This window comes from Streptomyces sp. NPDC046870, assembly GCF_040704595.1.
In the GTDB taxonomy this organism is placed as follows: Bacteria; Actinomycetota; Actinomycetes; order Streptomycetales; family Streptomycetaceae; genus Streptomyces; species Streptomyces argyrophylli.
Genome location: NZ_JBEYXM010000006.1, coordinates 280,015 through 297,277 on the forward strand (window position 1 = coordinate 280,015; position 17,263 = coordinate 297,277).

Sequence of the window (17,263 nt, forward strand, 5' to 3'; positions counted from 1 at the left end):
CGTGCCGCTGGGCACGGACGCTCGTTCTTCACTGCGGGCGGTCGGTGCGCCGTTCCGGGTGAGCTGGTCGTAGGAGCACTAACCGATGGGCGAGGGGTACGCATGACCGACACCGGCCAGGTCCCGGGCGAGGGGCAGCCGGAGAGCGCAGGCATGGTGGAGCAGCCGGGCGTCCCCGCGCACGGCGCGTACACCTACCTCTCCGAGGCTCCCGCCGAGGACGAAGACCTGCTGCTGCCGGGTGCCCAGGGCGCGTGGGGCAACGAGGTGCCGCCACCCGCTCCGGAACCGGTGGTGGAGGCCGTCCACGAGCCGGGCCCGCACGAGACGGCCGGACGTGACAGCGGCTCGGTCGACCTCAGCGGTGTCCGCCTGCCCGATTCGGGTCCGGCGTCGGTGCCGCCGTCGCCCATCCTCTCGGCGCCGCACGACCCGGCGGCCGCCCCGCAGCCGCCGCGCCGCCCGCTGCACCTCGGCCCGCCGATCCCCGACACCTCCGCCAGCCCGGTCCGCTCCCTCGCCGACCGCGGTCCCGCGGGAGCGCCGGTACGGCAGCCCGGACCGGCGGCGAGCGGCCCCGAATACCTCGAAGCCCCGGCGCAGGCGGCTCCGCAGAGCGCGGCTCCCTGGGGCGCGGCACAGGTCGCTCCCCAGGCGCCGGCTGCCGAAACGGTTGGCCCGTCCGACGCGGCCCAGGCGGCGGTGGCCCGGCTCACCGGCCAGGCGCCGTCCCCGACCGACACCGGCCATGTGCAGGTCGTCCACGGTCACGACGGGGTCCAGCCGGCCCACGCGCACGACGGGGTCTACACGGCACCGGCGGCGCCGGCCGCCGAGGCTGCTCCGCAGGGCGCGGCTTCCGGTGACGAAGGGGCCGTCGCCGACGCGGCGCCCGTTGCCGTACCGGCCGCCGAGGCGGCGCCGGGGCCGGCGCACGAGGTGCCCCCGACGCCGGAGGCCCAGAGCGTTCCGGACGGGACGGCGCCGGCACAGGCCGCACCGACCGTCGCGCTGCCCTCGGAGGCCACCGGTGCCGAGGGGGCCGCGGAGGCGGTCGCCGTCGCCGGGGCCGCGGCCCAGGAAGCCGCCGGGGACGCGGCTCAGCCGACGACACCGGCGGCGGCCGACGGCGTACAGCCGGCCGAGCCTGTGCGGGCTGCGGAGGCCGGGCAGGTTGCCGGCGCCGGGGAGGTCGTCGCCGGGGAGCAGGTCGTCGCGCAGTCCGCTGAGGTTGCGCAGGCTGCCGAAGCGGTGCAGCTCGCCGAGCCCGTGCAGGCTGCCGAGCCTGTGCAGGCTGCCGAGCCTGTGCAGGCCGCGGAGGCCGGGGAGGTCGCCGGCGCCGGGGAGGTCGTCGCCGGGGAGCAGGTCGTCGCGGAGTCCGCTGAGGTTGCGCAGGCTGCCGAAGCGGTGCAGCTCGCCGAGCCCGTGCAGGGTGAGGAGCCCGTGCAGGCTGCCGAGCCTGTGCAGGCCGCGGAGGCCGGTCAGGTTGCCGGCGTCGAAGAGGTCGTCGCCGGGGAGCAGGTCGTCGCGGAGTCCGCTGACGTCGCGCACGCCGCCGCGGTGGCCCAGCCCGTAGCTCCCGCGCAGGCTGCTGTCGTCGGGCAGGCTCCTGACGCGGTGCAGGCTGCGGATGGTGTGCAGGTTGCCGAGGTGCCGCAGGCCGCGGAATCCGGGCATGTCGCCGACGCGGCCCAGCCCGTCGACCCCGCGCAGCCGACTGGCGCGGAGCAGCTCGCCGACGCCGTCCAGGTTCCCAGCGGCGTGCAGCTCGCCGAGGTGCCGCAGGCCGCCGCCGGGCAGGCCGCCGAGGCCGCCCAGCTCGCCGCCCCCGTGCAGCCGACCGGCGCCGAGCAGGCCGCCGGCCGGCCGCAGAGCGCGGAAACGCAGCAGGGTGCCGTCGCGCACGCCGCCGACGCCGCACAGCCTCACCTTCCGGCAGAAGCCCAGGCGTCCGCCGAAGCCCAAGCCGCCGTCACGCCCCGGAGCGTGGTGGAGTCCGCCGACGCGGTTGCCGCCCAGAACCCGGCCGCGACCCGGGAAGCGGCCACCGTCCAGCCTCAGGACGTGCCCGTCCAGGTGACCGCCGACGGCGCCGAACCGGCCGTCGCCGAGCCCTCCGTCGCCGCCCACCCCACGGCCGCCCAGGCACCGCAGCCCGCCGCACCGGTCGCGGAGGCACCGCACGGTGACGGCGTCCAGACGCCGGAGCCGGCCGTCCCGGCCGCCGCGGAGGCACCCCACGCCGACCCGGCGCAGACCGCCGTACCCGCAGCCGCCGCCGGGCAGGGCCCCGTGCCCGTCCCGTCCGCCGACGACGGCGCCGCCGGGGCCGTAGGGGTGGCCGAGCCGGCCGTGCTCCAAGGCCCGCAGCTCGCCGAGAGCGTCCCGCACGCCGCCGACGCTCCGGCCGCCCCGCAGCCGGCCGCCGCCGTACCCGACGCCCCGCACCCGCAGGACTCCGCGCAGGACCCGGAGCAGCCGCTGCCCTCCGGGCTCCCGGCGGGCGCGGAGCCGCAGCCGCTCGGGGAGTTCGTGCCGGTGGAGGGACAGGTGCCCACCACCCCGCACCTGGCGCCCACCCCGCCGCACCCCCTCGTCGTGCCCGCACCCCGTGACGGCGAGCCGGACCCCGCGCCCGCCCCCGATCTCGTCCAGCACGCGGAGGACCTGCGGACGAGGGGCGCCGACCAGGAAGAGGACACGGCGCCGGTGGCGGAGGCACGACAGTCCGCCGGCCCCGCCGCGCCGGGCTACGCCGACGCCGAGCGCGAGGCCGTCCTGAAGGTGATGCGCGAGCGCCGCGACATCCGCAACGGCTTCCGCAGCGACCCCATCCCGCACGAGGTGCTGCTCAGGGTCCTGGAGGCCGCGCACACCGCGCCGTCCGTGGGTCACTCGCAGCCCTGGGACTTCGTCGTCATCCGGTCCGCCGAGACCCGGCGGACGATGCACGAACTGGCGATGCGGCAGCGCGAAGCGTACGCCAAGTCGCTGCCGAAGGGCCGGGCCAAGCAGTTCAAGGAACTGAAGATCGAGGCCATCCTCGACACCCCGGTCAACATCGTCGTCACCGCCGACCCCACCCGCGGCGGCCGGCACACGCTCGGCCGTCACACCCAGCCGCAGATGGCGCCCTACTCCTCGGCGCTCGCGGTGGAGAACCTCTGGCTCGCCGCCCGCGCCGAAGGCCTCGGCGTCGGCTGGGTCAGCTTCTTCGACGAGCGGGAGATGGTCCGCGCGCTCGGCCTGCCCGAGCACCTGGAGGTCGTCGCCTACCTGTGTGTCGGGTACGTCGACGAGTTCCCGGACGAGCCCGAGCTGATGCAGGCCGGCTGGTCCAAGCGACGCCCCCTGTCCTGGGTGGTGCACGAGGAGACGTACGGCCGCCGCGCCCTGCCCGGAGAGGAACCCCACGACCTGCTTGCCGAGACCGTCGCACAGATCCGCCCGCTCGACGCCAAGGCGCTCGGCGAGGCGTGGGAGCGCCAGAAGCGCATGACCAAGCCGGCCGGCGCGCTCGGCATGCTGGAGATCATCTCCGCACAGCTGTGCGGGCTGTCCCGGCAGTGCCCGCCGCCGATCCCGGAGCCCGCCGCCGTCGCCATCTTCGCCGGCGACCACGGCGTGCACGCCCAGGGCGTGACCCCCTGGCCGCAGGAGGTCACCGCCCAGATGGTGGCCAACTTCCTCGGCGGGGGCGCCGTCTGCAACGCCTTCGCCAGTCAGGTCGGCGCGGAGGTGTGCGTCGTCGACGTCGGCGTCGCCGCCGACCTGCCGGCCACCCCGGGCCTGCTGCCCCGCAAGATCCGCGGCGGCACGTCCGACATGACCACCGGCCCCGCGATGACCCGCGAGGAGGCCAGGGCGGCCATCGAGGTCGGCATCGAGACCGCCCGCGACCTGGTGGCGGCCGGCAACAAGGCCCTGCTCACCGGGGAGATGGGCATCGCCAACACCACCGCCTCCGCCGCGCTGATCTCCGTGTACACCGGCGCCGACCCGGCCGAGGTGACCGGGCGCGGGACGGGCATCAACGACGAGACGCTCGCCCGCAAGACGGAGGTCGTCCGCCGTGCCCTGGAACTCCACCAGCCGGACCCGGCCGACCCGATCGGCGTCCTCTCGGCGATCGGCGGCTTCGAGCACGCGGCGATGGTGGGCCTGCTGCTCGGCGGCGCCTCGCTGCGCACGCCGGTGATCCTGGACGGAGTGAGCGCCGGCGCGGCCGCCCTCGTGGCCCGCGCCATCGCCCCGGAGGTCCTCGCGGCCTGCATCGCCGGTCACCGCAGCGCCGAGCCGGGCCACGTGGCGGCCCTGAACAAGCTGGGTCTGCGCCCCCTGGTCGACCTGGACCTCCGGCTCGGCGAGGGCACCGGCGCCCTGCTCGCGCTGCCGCTGGTGCAGAGCACGGCGCGGGCCATGCACGAGGTGGCCACGTTCGATTCGGCGGGGGTCACGGAGAAGTAGGCCCGGCGGCACGGGTGGTCCGGTGTTCAGCTTCCGGACCACCCGTGTCCCCTGCCCTGCCCTCCGCTTAAAATCTGCACGTCAGGGCCGCTCCGAAGGTGCAGCGCGCCCATCGCACAGCTGCACGAGGAGCCGTCCCTCATGGCCGAACACCCCGCCTACCCCGTAGGTCTCCGCCTCTCCGGCCGTCGCGTGGTCGTCCTCGGCGGCGGCCAGGTCGCCCAGCGCCGCCTCCCGGCGCTCATCGCGGCCGGCGCGGACATCGTCCTCGTCTCCCCGCAGGCCACCCCCTCGGTGGAGGCCATGGCGGACGCGGGCGAGATCACCTGGGTGCGGCGCGGGTACGCGGACGGCGACCTCGCCGAGGCCTGGTACGCCCTCATCGCCACCAGCGACCCCGCGGCGAACACGGCCGCCTCCGCCGAGGCGGAGCGTCACCGCGTCTGGTGCGTCCGCTCCGACGACGCCGACCAGGCGACCGCCTGGACCCCGGCGACCGGTCACAGCGAGGGCGTCACCGTCGCCGTGCTCACCACGCACGCGCGGGGCCGCGACCCGCGGCACACCGCGGCCATCCGGGACGCGGTCGTCGAGGGCCTGCGCGACGGCACCCTCGTCGCCCCGCACCACCGCACCCGCACCCCGGGCGTGGCCCTGGTCGGCGGCGGCCCGGGCGACCCGGACCTGATCACGGTCCGCGGCCGGCGCCTCCTCGCCGAGGCGGACGTCGTCATCGCCGACCGGCTCGGCCCGCGCGACCTGCTCGCCGAACTCCCCCCGCACGTCGAGGTGATCGACGCGGCGAAGATCCCGTACGGCCGGTACATGGCCCAGGAGGCCATCAACAACGCGCTCGTCGAGCACGCCAAGCAGGGCAAGGCGGTCGTGCGGCTCAAGGGCGGCGACCCGTTCGTCTTCGGCCGGGGCATGGAGGAGGTCCAGGCGCTCGCCGAGGCCGGCATCCCGTGCACGGTGGTCCCGGGCATCTCCAGCTCGATCTCGGTGCCGGGCGCGGCCGGCATCCCGGTCACGCACCGGGGGATCGCCCACGAGTTCACCGTGGTCAGCGGCCATGTGGCACCCGACGACGAGCGCTCCCTGGTCGACTGGGCCTCGCTGGCCAGGCTCACCGGCACCCTGGTGGTCCTGATGGGTGTCGACAAGATCGGAAAGATCGCCGAGACGCTCGTCGCCCACGGCAGGTCGCCCGCGACGCCGGTCGCCCTGGTGCAGGAGGGGACGACCGCCGCCCAGCGGCGCGTGGACGCCACCCTGGCCACGGTCGCCGAGACGGTCCGCGCCGAGGACGTGAGGCCCCCGGCGGTCATCGTCATCGGCGAGGTGGTGCGGGTCGGCCCCGCGCCGGTGGCCTGACCCTGGCCCGATCACGCGTAACCCGGGGTAACCCGCCCCTCCCGACCGTTGGCACCACATCCAGGACAAGGCAGTATCACCCTGTGGCCGATCTCATCACCATCGAGGATCCCGACGACCCGCGCCTGGCCGACTACACGGGCCTGACCGACGTGGAGCTGCGCCGCAAGCGCGAGCCCGCCGAGGGCCTGTTCATCGCCGAGGGGGAGAAGGTCATCCGCAGGGCGAAGGACGCCGGCTACGAGATGCGGTCGATGCTGCTCTCGGCCAAGTGGATCGACGTCATGCGCGACGTCGTCGACGAACTCCCGGCCCCGGTCTACGCCGTCAGCCCCGAACTCGCCGAACGCGTCACCGGCTACCACGTGCACCGCGGCGCCCTCGCCTCCATGCAGCGCAAGCCGCTGCCGACGGCCGGCGAACTGCTCCGTTCCGCCCGCCGGGTGGTGGTCATGGAGTCGGTGAACGACCACACCAACATCGGCGCGATCTTCCGCTCGGCGGCGGCTCTCGGCATGGACGCGGTGCTGCTGTCGCCCGACTGCGCCGACCCGCTGTACCGGCGGAGCGTCAAGGTCTCCATGGGCGCGGTGTTCTCGGTGCCGTACGCCCGGCTGGAGACCTGGCCCAGGAGCCTGGACTCGGTGCGCGAGGCCGGCTTCACCCTGCTCGCGCTCACTCCGGACGAGAAGGCCAGCCCCCTCGACGAGGCCGCCCCGCACAGGATGGACCGGGTGGCGCTCATGCTCGGCGCCGAGGGCGACGGACTGTCCGCGCGGGCGCTGGCCGCCGCCGACGAGTGGGTCCGCATCCCGATGTCCCACGGCGTCGACTCGCTCAACGTGGGCGCGGCGGCCGCGGTCGCCTTCTACGCGGTGGCCACGGGCCGCCCGGAGTCCTGACCGGGCGCACCCCGGCCCGCCGAGCCGTCCCGCGGGCGGCCCTCAGTTACCGGCGTCGCGGCTGAGAGCGGACGTGTCCGGGTTCGGTACGAACGTCGCGTCGCCCAGCGGCGAGTGACCCGGCTGGGTGTGCTGCTGCCGGGGGACGCCGTCGTCGCCCAGCCCGCGCGCCGGCCCCTGGCAGCCCTGGGCCACCGCGATGCCGAGCGCCACGAGCAGCGTCACCACCACGAAGACGAACAGCCGCTGCCGCAGCAACCGCGGATTGGCCGGCCGCCGCAGGCTCCCCGCCGGGCGCTGCCCCGGCCGGCCGGAACCACCGCGCTGAGCGGGCCGGCCGCCACCGGAACGCGGACCGCCGCCGCGCGGCACCGGGGTGGGCCGCGCCGTACCCGGCCGCGGGGAGGACCCGGCACCGCCACCGCGCGCACCGCCGCCACCGCGGGAGGGCACCCCGCCGCGCGAGGACACCCCGCCCCTGGAGGACACGGAGGGCGCACCGCCCCGGGCGGGGGTGCCGCCGCGCGGCAGCGGCGTACCGGGGGAGGCGCGCCGCTGGGTGCGCTGCTGCTCGGGGTAGGTGTCGGCGAGCCGTCCGGTGGGCCGGTCCGCCTCGGCGGCACGCGGCGAGGGCGGCCGTACGCCGTCCAGGCCCTGCGCCTCCCGGGCGGCGATCTCCTTCAGCCGCAGCGACAGCTGGAGCGTGCTGGGCCGCTCGTCGGGGTCCTTCGCCAGGCAGGCCCGGATCAGCGGGGCCAGGGCGTCCGGGACGCCGTACAGCTGCGGCTCCTCGTGCACCACCCGGTACAGCATCACCTCGGAACTGCCCTGCCCGAACGGCGAGTCGCCGGTCGAGGCGTACGCCAGGGTCGCGCCCAGGGAGAAGACGTCGGTGGCCGGGGTGACCGCGGCCCCGCGCACCTGCTCCGGGGCGAGGAAACCGGGGGAGCCGACCGCGGTCCCCACGTGGGTGAGCGTGGAGGCACCGGTGGCCCAGGCGATGCCGAAGTCGATGATCCGCGGCCCCTTCGGGGACAGCAGGATGTTGGAGGGCTTCAGGTCCCGGTGGACGACCCCGGCCTCGTGCACGGCGACCAGCCCCTCGGACAGGGCCGCGCCGATGGCCGCGGTGTCCGCCGCGCCGAGAGCGCCCTCCTCGGCGACCTTGTCGTGCAGGGACGGGCCCGGTACGTACTGGGTGGCGAACCAGGGCCGCTCGGCCTCCAGGTCCGCGGCGACCAGCCGGGCCGTGCACCCGCCCCGGATCCGCCGGGCCGCCGACACCTCGCGCGCGAAGCGCGACCGGAACTCCTGGTCCTCCGCGAGATCGGGCCGGATCACCTTCAGGGCGACCCGCTGCCCCTTCTTGTCGGAGCCGAGATAGACCACGCCCATCCCGCCCGCGCCGAGCCGTCGGTGAAGCCTGAACGAGCCGACGACGCGCGGGTCCTCGCGCCTCAGGCGCATCATCGCCATGTTCATCCCCGCTGCCCGGTCCCTGTGACGTGGCACAGCTTACGTTTCCACGGCCGCCTGCGCGCAGAGGCCGCGCCCTCTGGGCCGGATGGATTGTGTCGGCCGTCCGGGGGAGGTGAAACGCGGTCAGGAGGCTCCGGTGGACGGCGACTTCACGCCACCGATGGCCTCAACCCGTCGGTGCGGCAGGCGGGTTGACGTCCTGCTGGGCCGCGGTGCACGGGTTGGTGCGCCCGCCGGCCCGTGGCCGCCGGCGACCCGCGGCCGTGCCCGCGCCCCGGATGCCTGCCCACCCCCGGCACCCCCTCCGCCCCGGACGGGAGTGATCGAAGTCACTCAACTCATCCCATAGAGCGCGTCGGAAATAACGGGACGAAGTGGGCTACCCCTCCGGGAACACCCCGAGACGCCGGCCCGCGTCTCCACCCAGGGGAGTACGTCGCAGGTCATGGCTCATCCTCATGGAGGCCCGGCAATCGGTACGCGGGCATGACGCCCGGTCGGCGCCGCGCGCCTAGATTTGAGGTCAAGCGGCGGGTGCAGCACTCGTCCCCCGAGGTCACCACCCGCCGCTGCCGACGACAACCGAAACGGTCAGGAGAGGGACCATGGCCCACACGGCACCGCGACGCACGGCGTTCGCCCCCCGCCGCACGGGCCGCCGCCACCCCCTGGTGGCGACGCTCATGGCCCTTCCCCTGGCGGCCCTGCTCCTGCTCGTCTTCGACGGCTGGGAGACGGTGGCCACACAGGCGTCGTCCGTGGGTGCGATGCTGGGGCGCTGAGCGGCGACCCCAGGCCCGGAAGAGCGGTCCGGGCGGGGACATCCATCCATGAAACCCCGTGGGGACGGGGGTACGGCGGACGGCACACATGCCGGCGCAGCTGGGGAGCTGCGCCGGCATTGGCCGTTCCCCCGGCGTCGCCGGCCCGCGGTGCGCACGCCGGCCACGGGTGCCCGGAGCGGTCTCACATGGTGCGCCGGACCCGCCGCCCCCCCACCCCGATACCCTCACCCCAGCACCCGCCCAGCCCGCCCCGAGGCCCCCTTGACCGCAGACACCGGCACCGGAACCGCCCGGACCGACGACCCCGCCCTCGTGTCCGCGCTGGCCGACCGGGCCAGGGCCGCCGCTCACCCCCGTACCCCCGCCACCGCCTGCTCCTGCCCCAGCATCCCCCTCGCCGACCGCCGGGACGCCACCGTCGTCCGCCACGACACCACCGTCGCCAAGGCCCACGCCCCGGACACGGACCCCGCCGCGCTCACCCTCCGTGTCGCCACGGCCGCCCGCCTCCCCGGCCTGCTCCTGCCCCCGCTCACCCGGGACACGGCCACCCTGCACGACCGCCTGGTCACCTTCTGGCCGTACGGCGCCCCCGTGGACCCGGACGACCCGGACGCCGCGCCCTGGGAGGCCGCCGCCACCCTTCTCGCCCTCCTGCACCGCGCCCCCGTCCCCGCCGGCCTCCCCCCGATGCGCGGCCCCGTCAAAGCCGCCCGCGCGGTCGACCGCCTCCGGGCGGCCCTGCGCACCACGCCCGGCCGGGCCGCGCACCCAGCCGCCCGGCCCGTCCTGGGCGCCTGGGCCGCCCTGCCCGCCTGGGCTCGCGCGCAGGCGCCGATGCCCGGCCCGCCTGCCCTGTGCCACGGCGACCTGCACCTCGGCCAGCTCGTCCGGCACCCCGCGCCGGACGGCCCGTGGAAGCTGATCGACGTGGACGACCTCGGTGCCGGCGTCCCGGCCTGGGACCTCGCCCGCCCCGCCGCCTGGTACGCCTGCGGACTGCTCCCGCCCGACGAGTGGACCCGCTTCCTGACCGCCTACCGGCAGGCCGGCGGCCCGGCCGTGCCCGCGGACGGCGACCCCTGGACCGCCCTGGACGTCCCGGCCCGCGCGCTCACCGTGCAGACGGCGGCCCTCGCGGTCACGAAGGCGCTCGCCGCGGACCGCCCGCTGGACGAGGTGGAGCAGGCCGTGGTGGACGCGTGCGGGCGCATGCCGTCCGGCCCCGCCCGCCTTCCGCGTCCCTCGCGGCCCGGACCCTGATCCGGCCTGATCCACACGAGAGGCCCTAGGCTGCAACCGCCCGGGGCCGGACGGAGTCTGTCCTGGGGAAACGCGAAGCAGGACCGACCGGCGAGGAGTTGAGCCGACCATGCAGTGTCCGAAGTGCCATGCGCCGATGCACACCTACAACCGCAACGGCGTCCAGATCGAGCAGTGCAGCGGCTGCCGCGGCATATTCCTCGACTACGGCGAGCTGGAGGCGCTGACCCGCCTGGAGGCCCAGTGGTCGCAGCCGGCCCCGCCGCCCCCGCCCGCCGCACCGCAGGCCTACCCGGCGGCTCCGCCCGCACCCGCCTGGGGCGCCCCGCACGGCGGCCACGGCGGTCATGGTCACTACGGCCACCACCGCCACAAGAGCTTCGGGCACATGCTCTTCTCCAGCTGATCACCGCTGGGCACACGAAGGAGCCCCCGGCCGTGCGAGACGGCCGGGGGCTCCTTGCTGCGTGGACGATACTGGGATTGAACCAGTGACCTCTTCCGTGTCAGGGAAGCGCTCTCCCGCTGAGCTAATCGTCCGGGGCTGTGACCCGCGAGTCACAGGCAGTGCGCGATACTGGGATTGAACCAGTGACCTCTTCCGTGTCAGGGAAGCGCTCTCCCGCTGAGCTAATCGCGCGGGTGGGATCTTCGAGAAGACCCAGGATCCGAAGATCCAGTGGACGATACTGGGATTGAACCAGTGACCTCTTCCGTGTCAGGGAAGCGCTCTCCCGCTGAGCTAATCGTCCTTGGAGGTGGAGACGGGATTTGAACCCGTGTAGACGGCTTTGCAGGCCGTTGCCTCGCCTCTCGGCCACTCCACCAGGAGTGTAAGGGGATCGGGACGACCCCTTCTCCTTCGAGCGGACGACGAGGCTCGAACTCGCGACCTCAACCTTGGCAAGGTTGCGCTCTACCAACTGAGCTACGTCCGCCTGTCGTTTCGGTCCGCTTCCGCGTCCCGGCGACGTGTTGAACTCTAGCGGATTCCCGGGCCAGTACAAAAACGCGTTTGCGCAGCGTGCTGCGGTGCGTCCGGCGGACCCCGTGGTCAGGGCCCCCTCCGGGACATCCCGCGGCCGCCTCCCGGACACCCGCCCTAGACTCGACCACGTGCTCCACCACCCGTCCGGCCTCCCCCCGCTGGCCCGTTTCGGCGACCGTGTCGCCACCGGCCTGCTCGACGTCACCAGCGATCCCGCCGCCCTGGACTCCACCGGCTTCTGGGCCGTCTGCGCGGACTTCGAGGGCCGCTTGACCTGCGCGCGCTTCGCCGACGTACGCGAGGAGCCGGTGCCCGCGCCGGCGCCCGGCGCATGGCGGGGACCGCGGCCGGGGGACTGGACCTCCTCCCTGGACCGCGCCGGGTACACGGCGGCCGTGCAGCGCATCCGCGAGCACATCGCGGCCGGCGAGGTCTACCAGGCCAACCTCTGCCGCGTGCTCGGCGCGCCGGTCGGCCCCGGCGCCGACGTGGACGCCCTGACCGCGCTGCTGGCCCGCGGCAACCCGGCGCCGTACGCGGGAACGATCCGGTTGCCGGAGCACGGCGTGGAGATCGCCACCGCCTCGCCCGAGCTGTTCCTGCGCCGCGACGGCCGTACGGTCGAGTCCGGACCGATCAAGGGCACCGGGCGCACCGAGGCGGACCTGCTGGAGAAGGACTACGCCGAGAACGTGATGATCGTGGACCTGGTCCGCAACGACATCGGCCGCGTCTGCGCGACCGGCAGCGTGACCGTCCCCGACCTGTGCGCCGTGGAGAAGCACCCGGGGCTCGTCCACCTCGTCTCGACCGTCCGCGGCGAGCTGCGGGCGGGCGCCGGCTGGCCGGAGCTGCTGGCCGCGGCCTTCCCGCCCGGCTCGGTCACCGGCGCCCCCAAACGGAGCGCCCTGACGATCATCGAGGCGCTGGAGACGGCGCCGCGCGGCCCCTACTGCGGCGGCATCGGCTGGGTGGACGCCGACCGGGGCACCGCCGAGCTGGCCGTGGGCATCCGCACCTTCTGGATCGACCGCGCCGCGGGCGCCCTGCGCTTCGGCACCGGAGCCGGCATCACCTGGGGGTCCGACCCGGAGGGGGAGTGGCGGGAGACCGAGCTGAAGGCGTCCCGGCTGCTCGCGGTAGCGTCGGGGGCGTACGACGAGACCGAGGGGGCGCTCCTATGAGGATCTGGCTGGACGGCGAGCTGCGGGACCTGGAATCCGCCAGGATCTCCGTCCTCGACCACGGGCTGACCGTCGGCGACGGTGTCTTCGAGACCGTCAAGGCGGTCCACGGCACGCCGTTCGCGCTCACCCGGCACCTGGACCGGCTGACCCGCTCGGCCCGCAGCCTCGGCCTGCCCGACCCCGACCACGACGAGGTGCGCCGTGCCTGCGCGGCCGTCCTGGAGGCGGACCCGGTGCCGCTGGGCCGGCTGCGGATCACCTACACCGGCGGCCACGGCCCGCTCGGCTCCGACCGCGGCGACCAGGGCCCGACCCTGGTGGTGGCCGTCGGCGGGACCAGCCGCCGTCCCGACTCCACGGCGGCGATCACCGTCCCGTGGACCCGCAACGAACGCGGCGCCCTCGCCGGCGTGAAGAGCACCTCGTACGCCGAGAACGTCGTCGCCCTGGCCCGCGCCCATCAACACGGCGCCTCCGAGGCGCTGTTCGGCAACACGGTCGGACAGCTCTGCGAGGGCACCGGGTCCAACGTCTTCGTCGTCCTCGACGGCGAGATCCACACCCCGCCGGTCACCTCGGGCTGTCTGTCCGGCATCACCCGGGCCCTGGTCGTCGAGTGGGCCGGCGCCAAGGAGACCGACCTGCCGCTGGACGTTCTCCGGCGCGCCGACGAGGTCTTCCTGACCTCCACCCTGCGGGACGTACAGGCCCTGCACCGGATCGACGACCGCGAACTGCCCGGCACCAGCGGCCCGGTGACCGCCGAGGCCATGCGGATCTTCGACGAGCAGGCCGGGCGGGACCTGGATCCCTGAGCCGGAAAACGGGCTGACGCGAGCGGTCGTCCTGGGTAGAACACCTGTGATGACCACGACCCTGCGGCCGGCCGAGCCGCTCCAGCAGCACCCCGACGGATCCCGTTCCCGCCGCTACGCGGTGTGCGTGAACAGCCGTCCCGTCGGCGAGATCCACCTCGGCACCTCGCCGTCCCTCGGCGCCTCGGTGGCCCGGGTCGTCGACCTGCGGATCGCCGAGCCCGACCGGCGGCGCGGCCGGGGCACCGTGGCGGTGCTCGCCGCGGAGGAGGTGGCCCGGGGCTGGGGCTGCGCACAGATGGAGGCGGTGGTGCCCGCGACGGCGGACGCCGCGCTGCGCCTGTTCGGTGCCCTCGGCTACACGGTGCGCAACCGCGGCATGGAGAAACGCCTCGGCGCCACCCCGCCCGCGCTGCCGCCGGGCAGCCGCGCGCGCCCCATGACCGAGGCCGAGTTCGCCGCCTGGCGGGAGGCGGAGGGCGAGCGGTACGCGCGCGGGTGGATCGGGCGCGGCGTCCCCGAGGCCGCGGCCCGGGCCAAGGCCCGCGACGACCACGCGCGGCTGCTGCCGCACGGGCTCGCGACCGAGGGTGTGCTCTTCAGCGTGCTGGAGCACGAGGGCTCCCGGGTGGGCACCCTCTGGCTGGCCCTGGAGGACGCCAGGGCGTTCGTGTTCGACGTGGAGACCGGTGCCGCCCACCGGGGGCGGGGACACGGCCGCACGCTCATGCTGCTGGCGGAACGCCAGGCGATCGAGGCCGGCCGGACGGTCCTCGGCCTGAACGTGTTCGCCGACAACACCCCGGCCGAGCGGCTGTACGCGTCACTCGGCTACCAGGTGGTGACCCATTCCCTGAGCAAGCCCCTGCTGTAGGCCCGCGCGGGCCCGTGCCGCGCGGCCTGGGACGACGGTTCACGCCCGCCGGTTCCCGCGGAGCCGGTCCGCGCCCTCGCCCCGCCGCCGGGTCCCCGCCCCCGGGTCAGACCTCGCGGCCGGCCAGCAGCCGGTCCGCGATCTCCTCGATGCGCCCGCGCAGGCCCTCCTGGCTCTTGCCGCCGTCGAGGCGCTCGCCGCCGATGACGTACGTGGGGGTGCCGGTCACGCCGATCGCCTTGCCCTCGGCCTGGTCGGCGTCGACGGCCAGGATGTGCCGCCCGTCGATCAACGCGGTGTCGAACTCCTCCGCGTCCAGGCCGAGTTCCCGGGCCACCTCGACCAGGAAGGGCTCTCCCTGACGGTCCAGCTCCGCCACCCGCTCCAGCACGGCCTCCACGTACGGCCAGCCCTTGCCCTGCTCCAGCGCCTCCTCGGCGGCCTGGGCGGCGGCGAAGGCGTGCTGGTGCTTCTCCAGCGGGAAGTGCCGCAGCCGCAGCTCGAGCCGGTCGCCGTAGCGGGCGCGCAGGGCACGGACGTCGTCCAGGGCGGTGCGGCAGTCGGGGCACTGCAGTTCGCACCAGACGTCGAGGACGAGGGGCTCGGTGCGTGCGGGGGAGGAGTCGCTCATGTCCCCAGTCTTCCAGGCCGCGACCGGGCGGCCCAATCGGGATCCCGGCCGGTCGGTGGGGGGCCGGGACCGGCGCTCCGGGCGTCGGGCCCGGAGCGGCACTCCAGGAGGAGGCGACCCGGAGATGTCCCTGATGTCCGGCCGGGGCATGGCATCGCGGGGACCGGGCGGTGCACGATGGAGACGACGGACGAACCCGCCAGGAGGACGGATGATTGCCGAGACAGTCTGCTCCGCCGTGTCGGCGGCGGGCCTGGGTATCGCGGTGGTCACGGCCTACCGCAAGCGCTTCCTGGCGGCGGCCCGCCTCGCGGCCTACTCCCTGGTGCCGGTCGGCCTGGTCATGACCGGAGTCGTCGGCTGGCTCGCCGACACCGCCCTGAGCCCCACCGCCTGGGCGGGCTTCGGAGTGCTGGGCGCGGCCTGGCTGCTGTTCGCCGGCACGCGTGCCCTGGAGCGACGGCGCGGAGGCGCCGGACGCAAGGCGGCCGGGCGGGCCGAGCGGGACGCGGTGGCGCCCGCGGCCTCTGCGCCGTCCCTGGGCGAGGGACCCCGGCCCGCGGCGCGTCCCACGGCCGGACCCCGGGCCGGCGCGCCCCGGAGCGCCGACTCGGGCGAGGACTTCAGCGACATCGAGGCCATCTTGAAGAAGCACGGCATATGACAGTCACATGACTGGCTGAAACGACACAGAGGGTCCCCGGACGGCCGGAATCGTTCACGAGCCGGACGAGACCTCGCGGTATTGGTGAAGTCCCGCAAGATCCGTGAGCGGTGATCGCGTACGGCCCCTCGGGTGCGCCATCATCGGCCGCGAGATGCTGGACACGCAACAGAGCGAGGCCGCGCCGCAGAAGGACGAGCCGCGCGGATGCCTCTTCGCCCTTTCCCAGCCACCGCTGATGATCTTCCTTGCGGTGATCGGGTGTCTGCTGCTCATGGCTGCGCTGCACGACCTGCTGCTGCTGTGAGACGTACACGTCCGTCCCGGCGCCACCCGCCGGGACCGACGTCGCACCGGAGCGGGCGGAGGACACCTCCGGCCGCCGCCTCCCGGCCGGCCGCCTCCTCAGCCCGTCGCCTCCTTGCGCCGGGCCCGGTAGGCGGCGACGTGCAGCCGGTTGCCGCAGGTGCGGCTGTCGCAGTAGCGGCGCGAGCGGTTGCGGGACAGATCCACGAAGGCGCGCCGGCAGTCCGGGGCCTCGCAGCGCCGCAGCCGTTCCTGCTCGCCCGCCACCACGAAGAAGGCGAGCGCCATCCCGCAGTCCGCGGCGAGATGGTCGGCCACGGAGGCGCCCGGTGCGAAGTAGTGCACATGCCAGTCGTAGCCGTCATGGTCGGTCAGGCGGGGCGTGGTGCCCGCGGCGGCGACCAGCTCGTTGATCATCATGGCGGCGGACCGGGCGTCCGGGGCCGCGAAGATCGCTGCGAACCGGGCCCGGACCCTGCGCACCGCGGAGAGGTCGAACTCCGAGAGAACGCCGACATCGCTCATCTTGTGGCCCCGTACGAAATCCGCAAGAGCCGGGACATCGGGCAGTCCGTCCGCCGCCGCGTCGTCCTCCGGCGCGGTGTTCACCAGATCCACCACGGTGTCGAGGGCGCACCGGGTGTCGTGGGTGATCAGCACGTTTCGCTCCCTGGCCTGGGGGTCGGGCGGACGCCCGCCGATGCTGGCCGATGGTAGCGACAACCGCGCCCACCGCACCCGTGTGTGCCGGACCTCTCGCCTGCCGGCAGGACGCCGCCGGCCGCCCGGGGGTTCCCGGGGCCGGGCCGCCCGCACGCTGCGCACCCGGACGGACACGCCGGGCAGCCGGACGCGTACAGCCCGACGCCGCCTCCGTGACACTCACGGTGACGGCGCCGGCCTGTGCCGTATGCGGTTGTCTTGGCCCGAGCCGTCTCCCCGAGTGGACGGCGCCGGGCTGCTCGGAAGGGCCGCGGCCTAGCTCTCCGCCAGGATGTGCGAAAGCTCCTGATCCAGGTCGAAGTGCCGGTGTTCCGTGCCGGGCGGCACGGCGGCGTCGGTTCGCTTCAGGAAGGACTCCAGGGCCCGCGCCGGGGCCTCAAGCAGCGCCTCCCCCTCCGGGGAGCTGAGGGCGATGCACACGACGCCCTGACCATGGCTGCGGGATGGCCAGACGCGGACGTCGCCGGTGCCGGTGGGCCGGTGAAGCCCCTCGGCGAGGAGGTCGCGGGCGAACACCCACTCGACGGTCTCCTCGGCTCCGGTGTGGAAGGTGGCGTGCACGGCGTAGGGGTCGGCCGTGTCGTACCGCAGGCCTGCGGGGACAGGCAGGGAGGACTCGCTCGACACAACGAGGCGCAGGTGCAGCTCGCAGCTGACCGTGGTGTTCATAAGCGCCAGGGCCTTTCGCTCAGTGTGCGCTCGGGGATTCGCACGTCGGCGAAATCGACATGCCACCTACGGTGCCGTTGTAAACCCCTCTGAGGGTTTTGCGTGTGTTTACGTAACTCTTCCGGCCGAGAACTCG

At 74.9% G+C, this 17,263-nt stretch carries 15 protein-coding genes and 5 tRNA genes; 11 read left to right on the forward strand and 9 right to left on the reverse strand.

Going from position 1 to position 17,263, the window contains the following annotated elements; translation table 11 throughout:
• Window positions 1-102 precede the first annotated feature (102 nt).
• From cobT to AB0946_RS16725, 3 genes are all read left to right on the forward strand, one after another.
• A complete protein-coding gene (cobT, locus tag AB0946_RS16715; RefSeq protein WP_366761330.1) occupies window positions 103-4,467 on the forward strand; it encodes a nicotinate-nucleotide--dimethylbenzimidazole phosphoribosyltransferase in 4,365 nt (1,454 codons plus the stop codon).
• Window positions 4,468-4,608: 141 nt separating this feature from the next.
• A complete protein-coding gene (cobA, locus tag AB0946_RS16720) occupies window positions 4,609-5,841 on the forward strand; it encodes a uroporphyrinogen-III C-methyltransferase (RefSeq protein ID WP_366761331.1) in 1,233 nt (410 codons plus the stop codon).
• 83 nt (window positions 5,842-5,924) lie between these two features.
• Entirely contained in the window at window positions 5,925-6,743 is an 819-nt protein-coding gene (locus AB0946_RS16725; protein WP_366761332.1) for an RNA methyltransferase, read from the forward strand.
• Between the two features lie 42 nt (window positions 6,744-6,785).
• Here the strand turns inward: AB0946_RS16725 and AB0946_RS16730 are convergent, their stop codons facing one another.
• Window positions 6,786-8,225 carry a serine/threonine-protein kinase gene (locus tag AB0946_RS16730; RefSeq protein WP_366761333.1) on the reverse strand — a complete coding sequence of 480 codons (1,440 nt, stop codon included), beginning with the start codon at window positions 8,223-8,225 and terminating at the stop codon, window positions 6,786-6,788.
• A 602-nt stretch (window positions 8,226-8,827) separates the two neighbouring features.
• Here AB0946_RS16730 and AB0946_RS16735 point away from each other — a divergent pair.
• The 3 genes from AB0946_RS16735 (at window position 8,828) to AB0946_RS16745 (ending at window position 10,676) form a co-directional block, all read left to right on the forward strand.
• Window positions 8,828-9,004, forward strand: a complete 177-nt coding sequence (locus AB0946_RS16735) for a hypothetical protein (protein ID WP_014671580.1) — start codon at window positions 8,828-8,830, stop codon at window positions 9,002-9,004.
• A gap of 264 nt (window positions 9,005-9,268) precedes the next feature.
• Entirely contained in the window at window positions 9,269-10,270 is a 1,002-nt protein-coding gene (locus AB0946_RS16740; protein ID WP_366761334.1) for an aminoglycoside phosphotransferase family protein, read from the forward strand.
• Between the two features lie 109 nt (window positions 10,271-10,379).
• Window positions 10,380-10,676: a zf-TFIIB domain-containing protein gene (locus AB0946_RS16745; RefSeq protein ID WP_225811140.1), complete on the forward strand. Its 297-nt coding sequence runs from the start codon at window positions 10,380-10,382 to the stop codon at window positions 10,674-10,676.
• A gap of 62 nt (window positions 10,677-10,738) precedes the next feature.
• Here the strand turns inward: AB0946_RS16745 and AB0946_RS16750 are convergent.
• The 5 genes from AB0946_RS16750 to AB0946_RS16770 form a co-directional block, all read right to left on the reverse strand.
• A tRNA-Val gene (locus AB0946_RS16750) sits at window positions 10,739-10,810 on the reverse strand.
• Window positions 10,811-10,838: 28 nt separating this feature from the next.
• Window positions 10,839-10,910 (reverse strand) — tRNA-Val (locus AB0946_RS16755).
• 40 nt (window positions 10,911-10,950) lie between these two features.
• Window positions 10,951-11,022: transfer RNA gene (locus AB0946_RS16760), tRNA-Val, on the reverse strand.
• 1 nt (window position 11,023) lies between these two features.
• Window positions 11,024-11,097, reverse strand: a tRNA-Cys gene (locus tag AB0946_RS16765).
• A 38-nt stretch (window positions 11,098-11,135) separates the two neighbouring features.
• Window positions 11,136-11,208: transfer RNA gene (locus AB0946_RS16770), tRNA-Gly, on the reverse strand.
• A 178-nt stretch (window positions 11,209-11,386) separates the two neighbouring features.
• On the opposite strand from AB0946_RS16770, the gene AB0946_RS16775 reads away from it, so the two are divergent.
• Genes AB0946_RS16775 through AB0946_RS16785 form a run of 3 tightly spaced genes read left to right on the forward strand, consistent with a single transcriptional unit; the run spans window position 11,387 to window position 14,134 of the window.
• Window positions 11,387-12,442: a chorismate-binding protein gene (locus AB0946_RS16775; RefSeq protein WP_366761335.1), complete on the forward strand. Its 1,056-nt coding sequence runs from the start codon at window positions 11,387-11,389 to the stop codon at window positions 12,440-12,442.
• Window positions 12,439-13,260, forward strand: coding sequence for an aminodeoxychorismate lyase (locus AB0946_RS16780; protein ID WP_366761336.1), 822 nt, complete (start codon window positions 12,439-12,441; stop codon window positions 13,258-13,260). Before AB0946_RS16775 ends, AB0946_RS16780 begins: the two co-directional genes overlap by 4 nt.
• 49 nt (window positions 13,261-13,309) lie before the next feature.
• The gene (locus tag AB0946_RS16785) at window positions 13,310-14,134 is read left to right on the forward strand and encodes a GNAT family N-acetyltransferase (protein ID WP_366761337.1); all 825 of its coding nucleotides are present in this window, start codon (window positions 13,310-13,312) and stop codon (window positions 14,132-14,134) included.
• 106 nt (window positions 14,135-14,240) lie between these two features.
• Here the strand turns inward: AB0946_RS16785 and AB0946_RS16790 are convergent, their stop codons facing one another.
• On the reverse strand, window positions 14,241-14,765 hold the full coding sequence (locus AB0946_RS16790) for a DsbA family protein (protein ID WP_366761338.1): 525 nt from the start codon (window positions 14,763-14,765) through the stop codon (window positions 14,241-14,243).
• 211 nt (window positions 14,766-14,976) lie between these two features.
• On the opposite strand from AB0946_RS16790, the gene AB0946_RS16795 reads away from it, so the two are divergent.
• Window positions 14,977-15,429 (forward strand): hypothetical protein, encoded by a 453-nt coding sequence (locus AB0946_RS16795; protein ID WP_366761339.1) that lies wholly within the window; start codon window positions 14,977-14,979, stop codon window positions 15,427-15,429.
• A gap of 103 nt (window positions 15,430-15,532) precedes the next feature.
• Window positions 15,533-15,736: a hypothetical protein gene (locus tag AB0946_RS16800; RefSeq protein WP_366761473.1), complete on the forward strand. Its 204-nt coding sequence runs from the start codon at window positions 15,533-15,535 to the stop codon at window positions 15,734-15,736.
• A 98-nt stretch (window positions 15,737-15,834) separates the two neighbouring features.
• Here the strand turns inward: AB0946_RS16800 and AB0946_RS16805 are convergent, their stop codons facing one another.
• Both AB0946_RS16805 and AB0946_RS16810 read right to left on the reverse strand, forming a co-directional pair.
• Window positions 15,835-16,395 carry a CGNR zinc finger domain-containing protein gene (locus AB0946_RS16805; RefSeq protein WP_366761340.1) on the reverse strand — a complete coding sequence of 187 codons (561 nt, stop codon included), beginning with the start codon at window positions 16,393-16,395 and terminating at the stop codon, window positions 15,835-15,837.
• 318 nt (window positions 16,396-16,713) lie between these two features.
• Entirely contained in the window at window positions 16,714-17,127 is a 414-nt protein-coding gene (locus tag AB0946_RS16810; RefSeq protein WP_004002642.1) for an SsgA family sporulation/cell division regulator, read from the reverse strand.
• Window positions 17,128-17,263 lie beyond the last annotated feature (136 nt).

What these genes read in the sequence shown, in the direction of transcription:
- cobT (WP_366761330.1), top strand. Translation starts at nt 103, where the DNA reads ATGACCGACACCGGCCAGGTCCCGGGCGAGGGGCAGCCGGAGAGCGCA.
- cobA (WP_366761331.1), top strand. Translation starts at nt 4,609, where the DNA reads ATGGCCGAACACCCCGCCTACCCCGTAGGTCTCCGCCTCTCCGGCCGT.
- AB0946_RS16730 (WP_366761333.1), bottom strand. Translation starts at nt 8,225, where the DNA reads ATGAACATGGCGATGATGCGCCTGAGGCGCGAGGACCCGCGCGTCGTC.
- AB0946_RS16735 (WP_014671580.1), top strand. Translation starts at nt 8,828, where the DNA reads ATGGCCCACACGGCACCGCGACGCACGGCGTTCGCCCCCCGCCGCACG.
- AB0946_RS16745 (WP_225811140.1), top strand. Translation starts at nt 10,380, where the DNA reads ATGCAGTGTCCGAAGTGCCATGCGCCGATGCACACCTACAACCGCAAC.
- AB0946_RS16780 (WP_366761336.1), top strand. Translation starts at nt 12,439, where the DNA reads ATGAGGATCTGGCTGGACGGCGAGCTGCGGGACCTGGAATCCGCCAGG.
- AB0946_RS16785 (WP_366761337.1), top strand. Translation starts at nt 13,310, where the DNA reads ATGACCACGACCCTGCGGCCGGCCGAGCCGCTCCAGCAGCACCCCGAC.
- AB0946_RS16790 (WP_366761338.1), bottom strand. Translation starts at nt 14,765, where the DNA reads ATGAGCGACTCCTCCCCCGCACGCACCGAGCCCCTCGTCCTCGACGTC.
- AB0946_RS16795 (WP_366761339.1), top strand. Translation starts at nt 14,977, where the DNA reads ATGATTGCCGAGACAGTCTGCTCCGCCGTGTCGGCGGCGGGCCTGGGT.
- AB0946_RS16810 (WP_004002642.1), bottom strand. Translation starts at nt 17,127, where the DNA reads ATGAACACCACGGTCAGCTGCGAGCTGCACCTGCGCCTCGTTGTGTCG.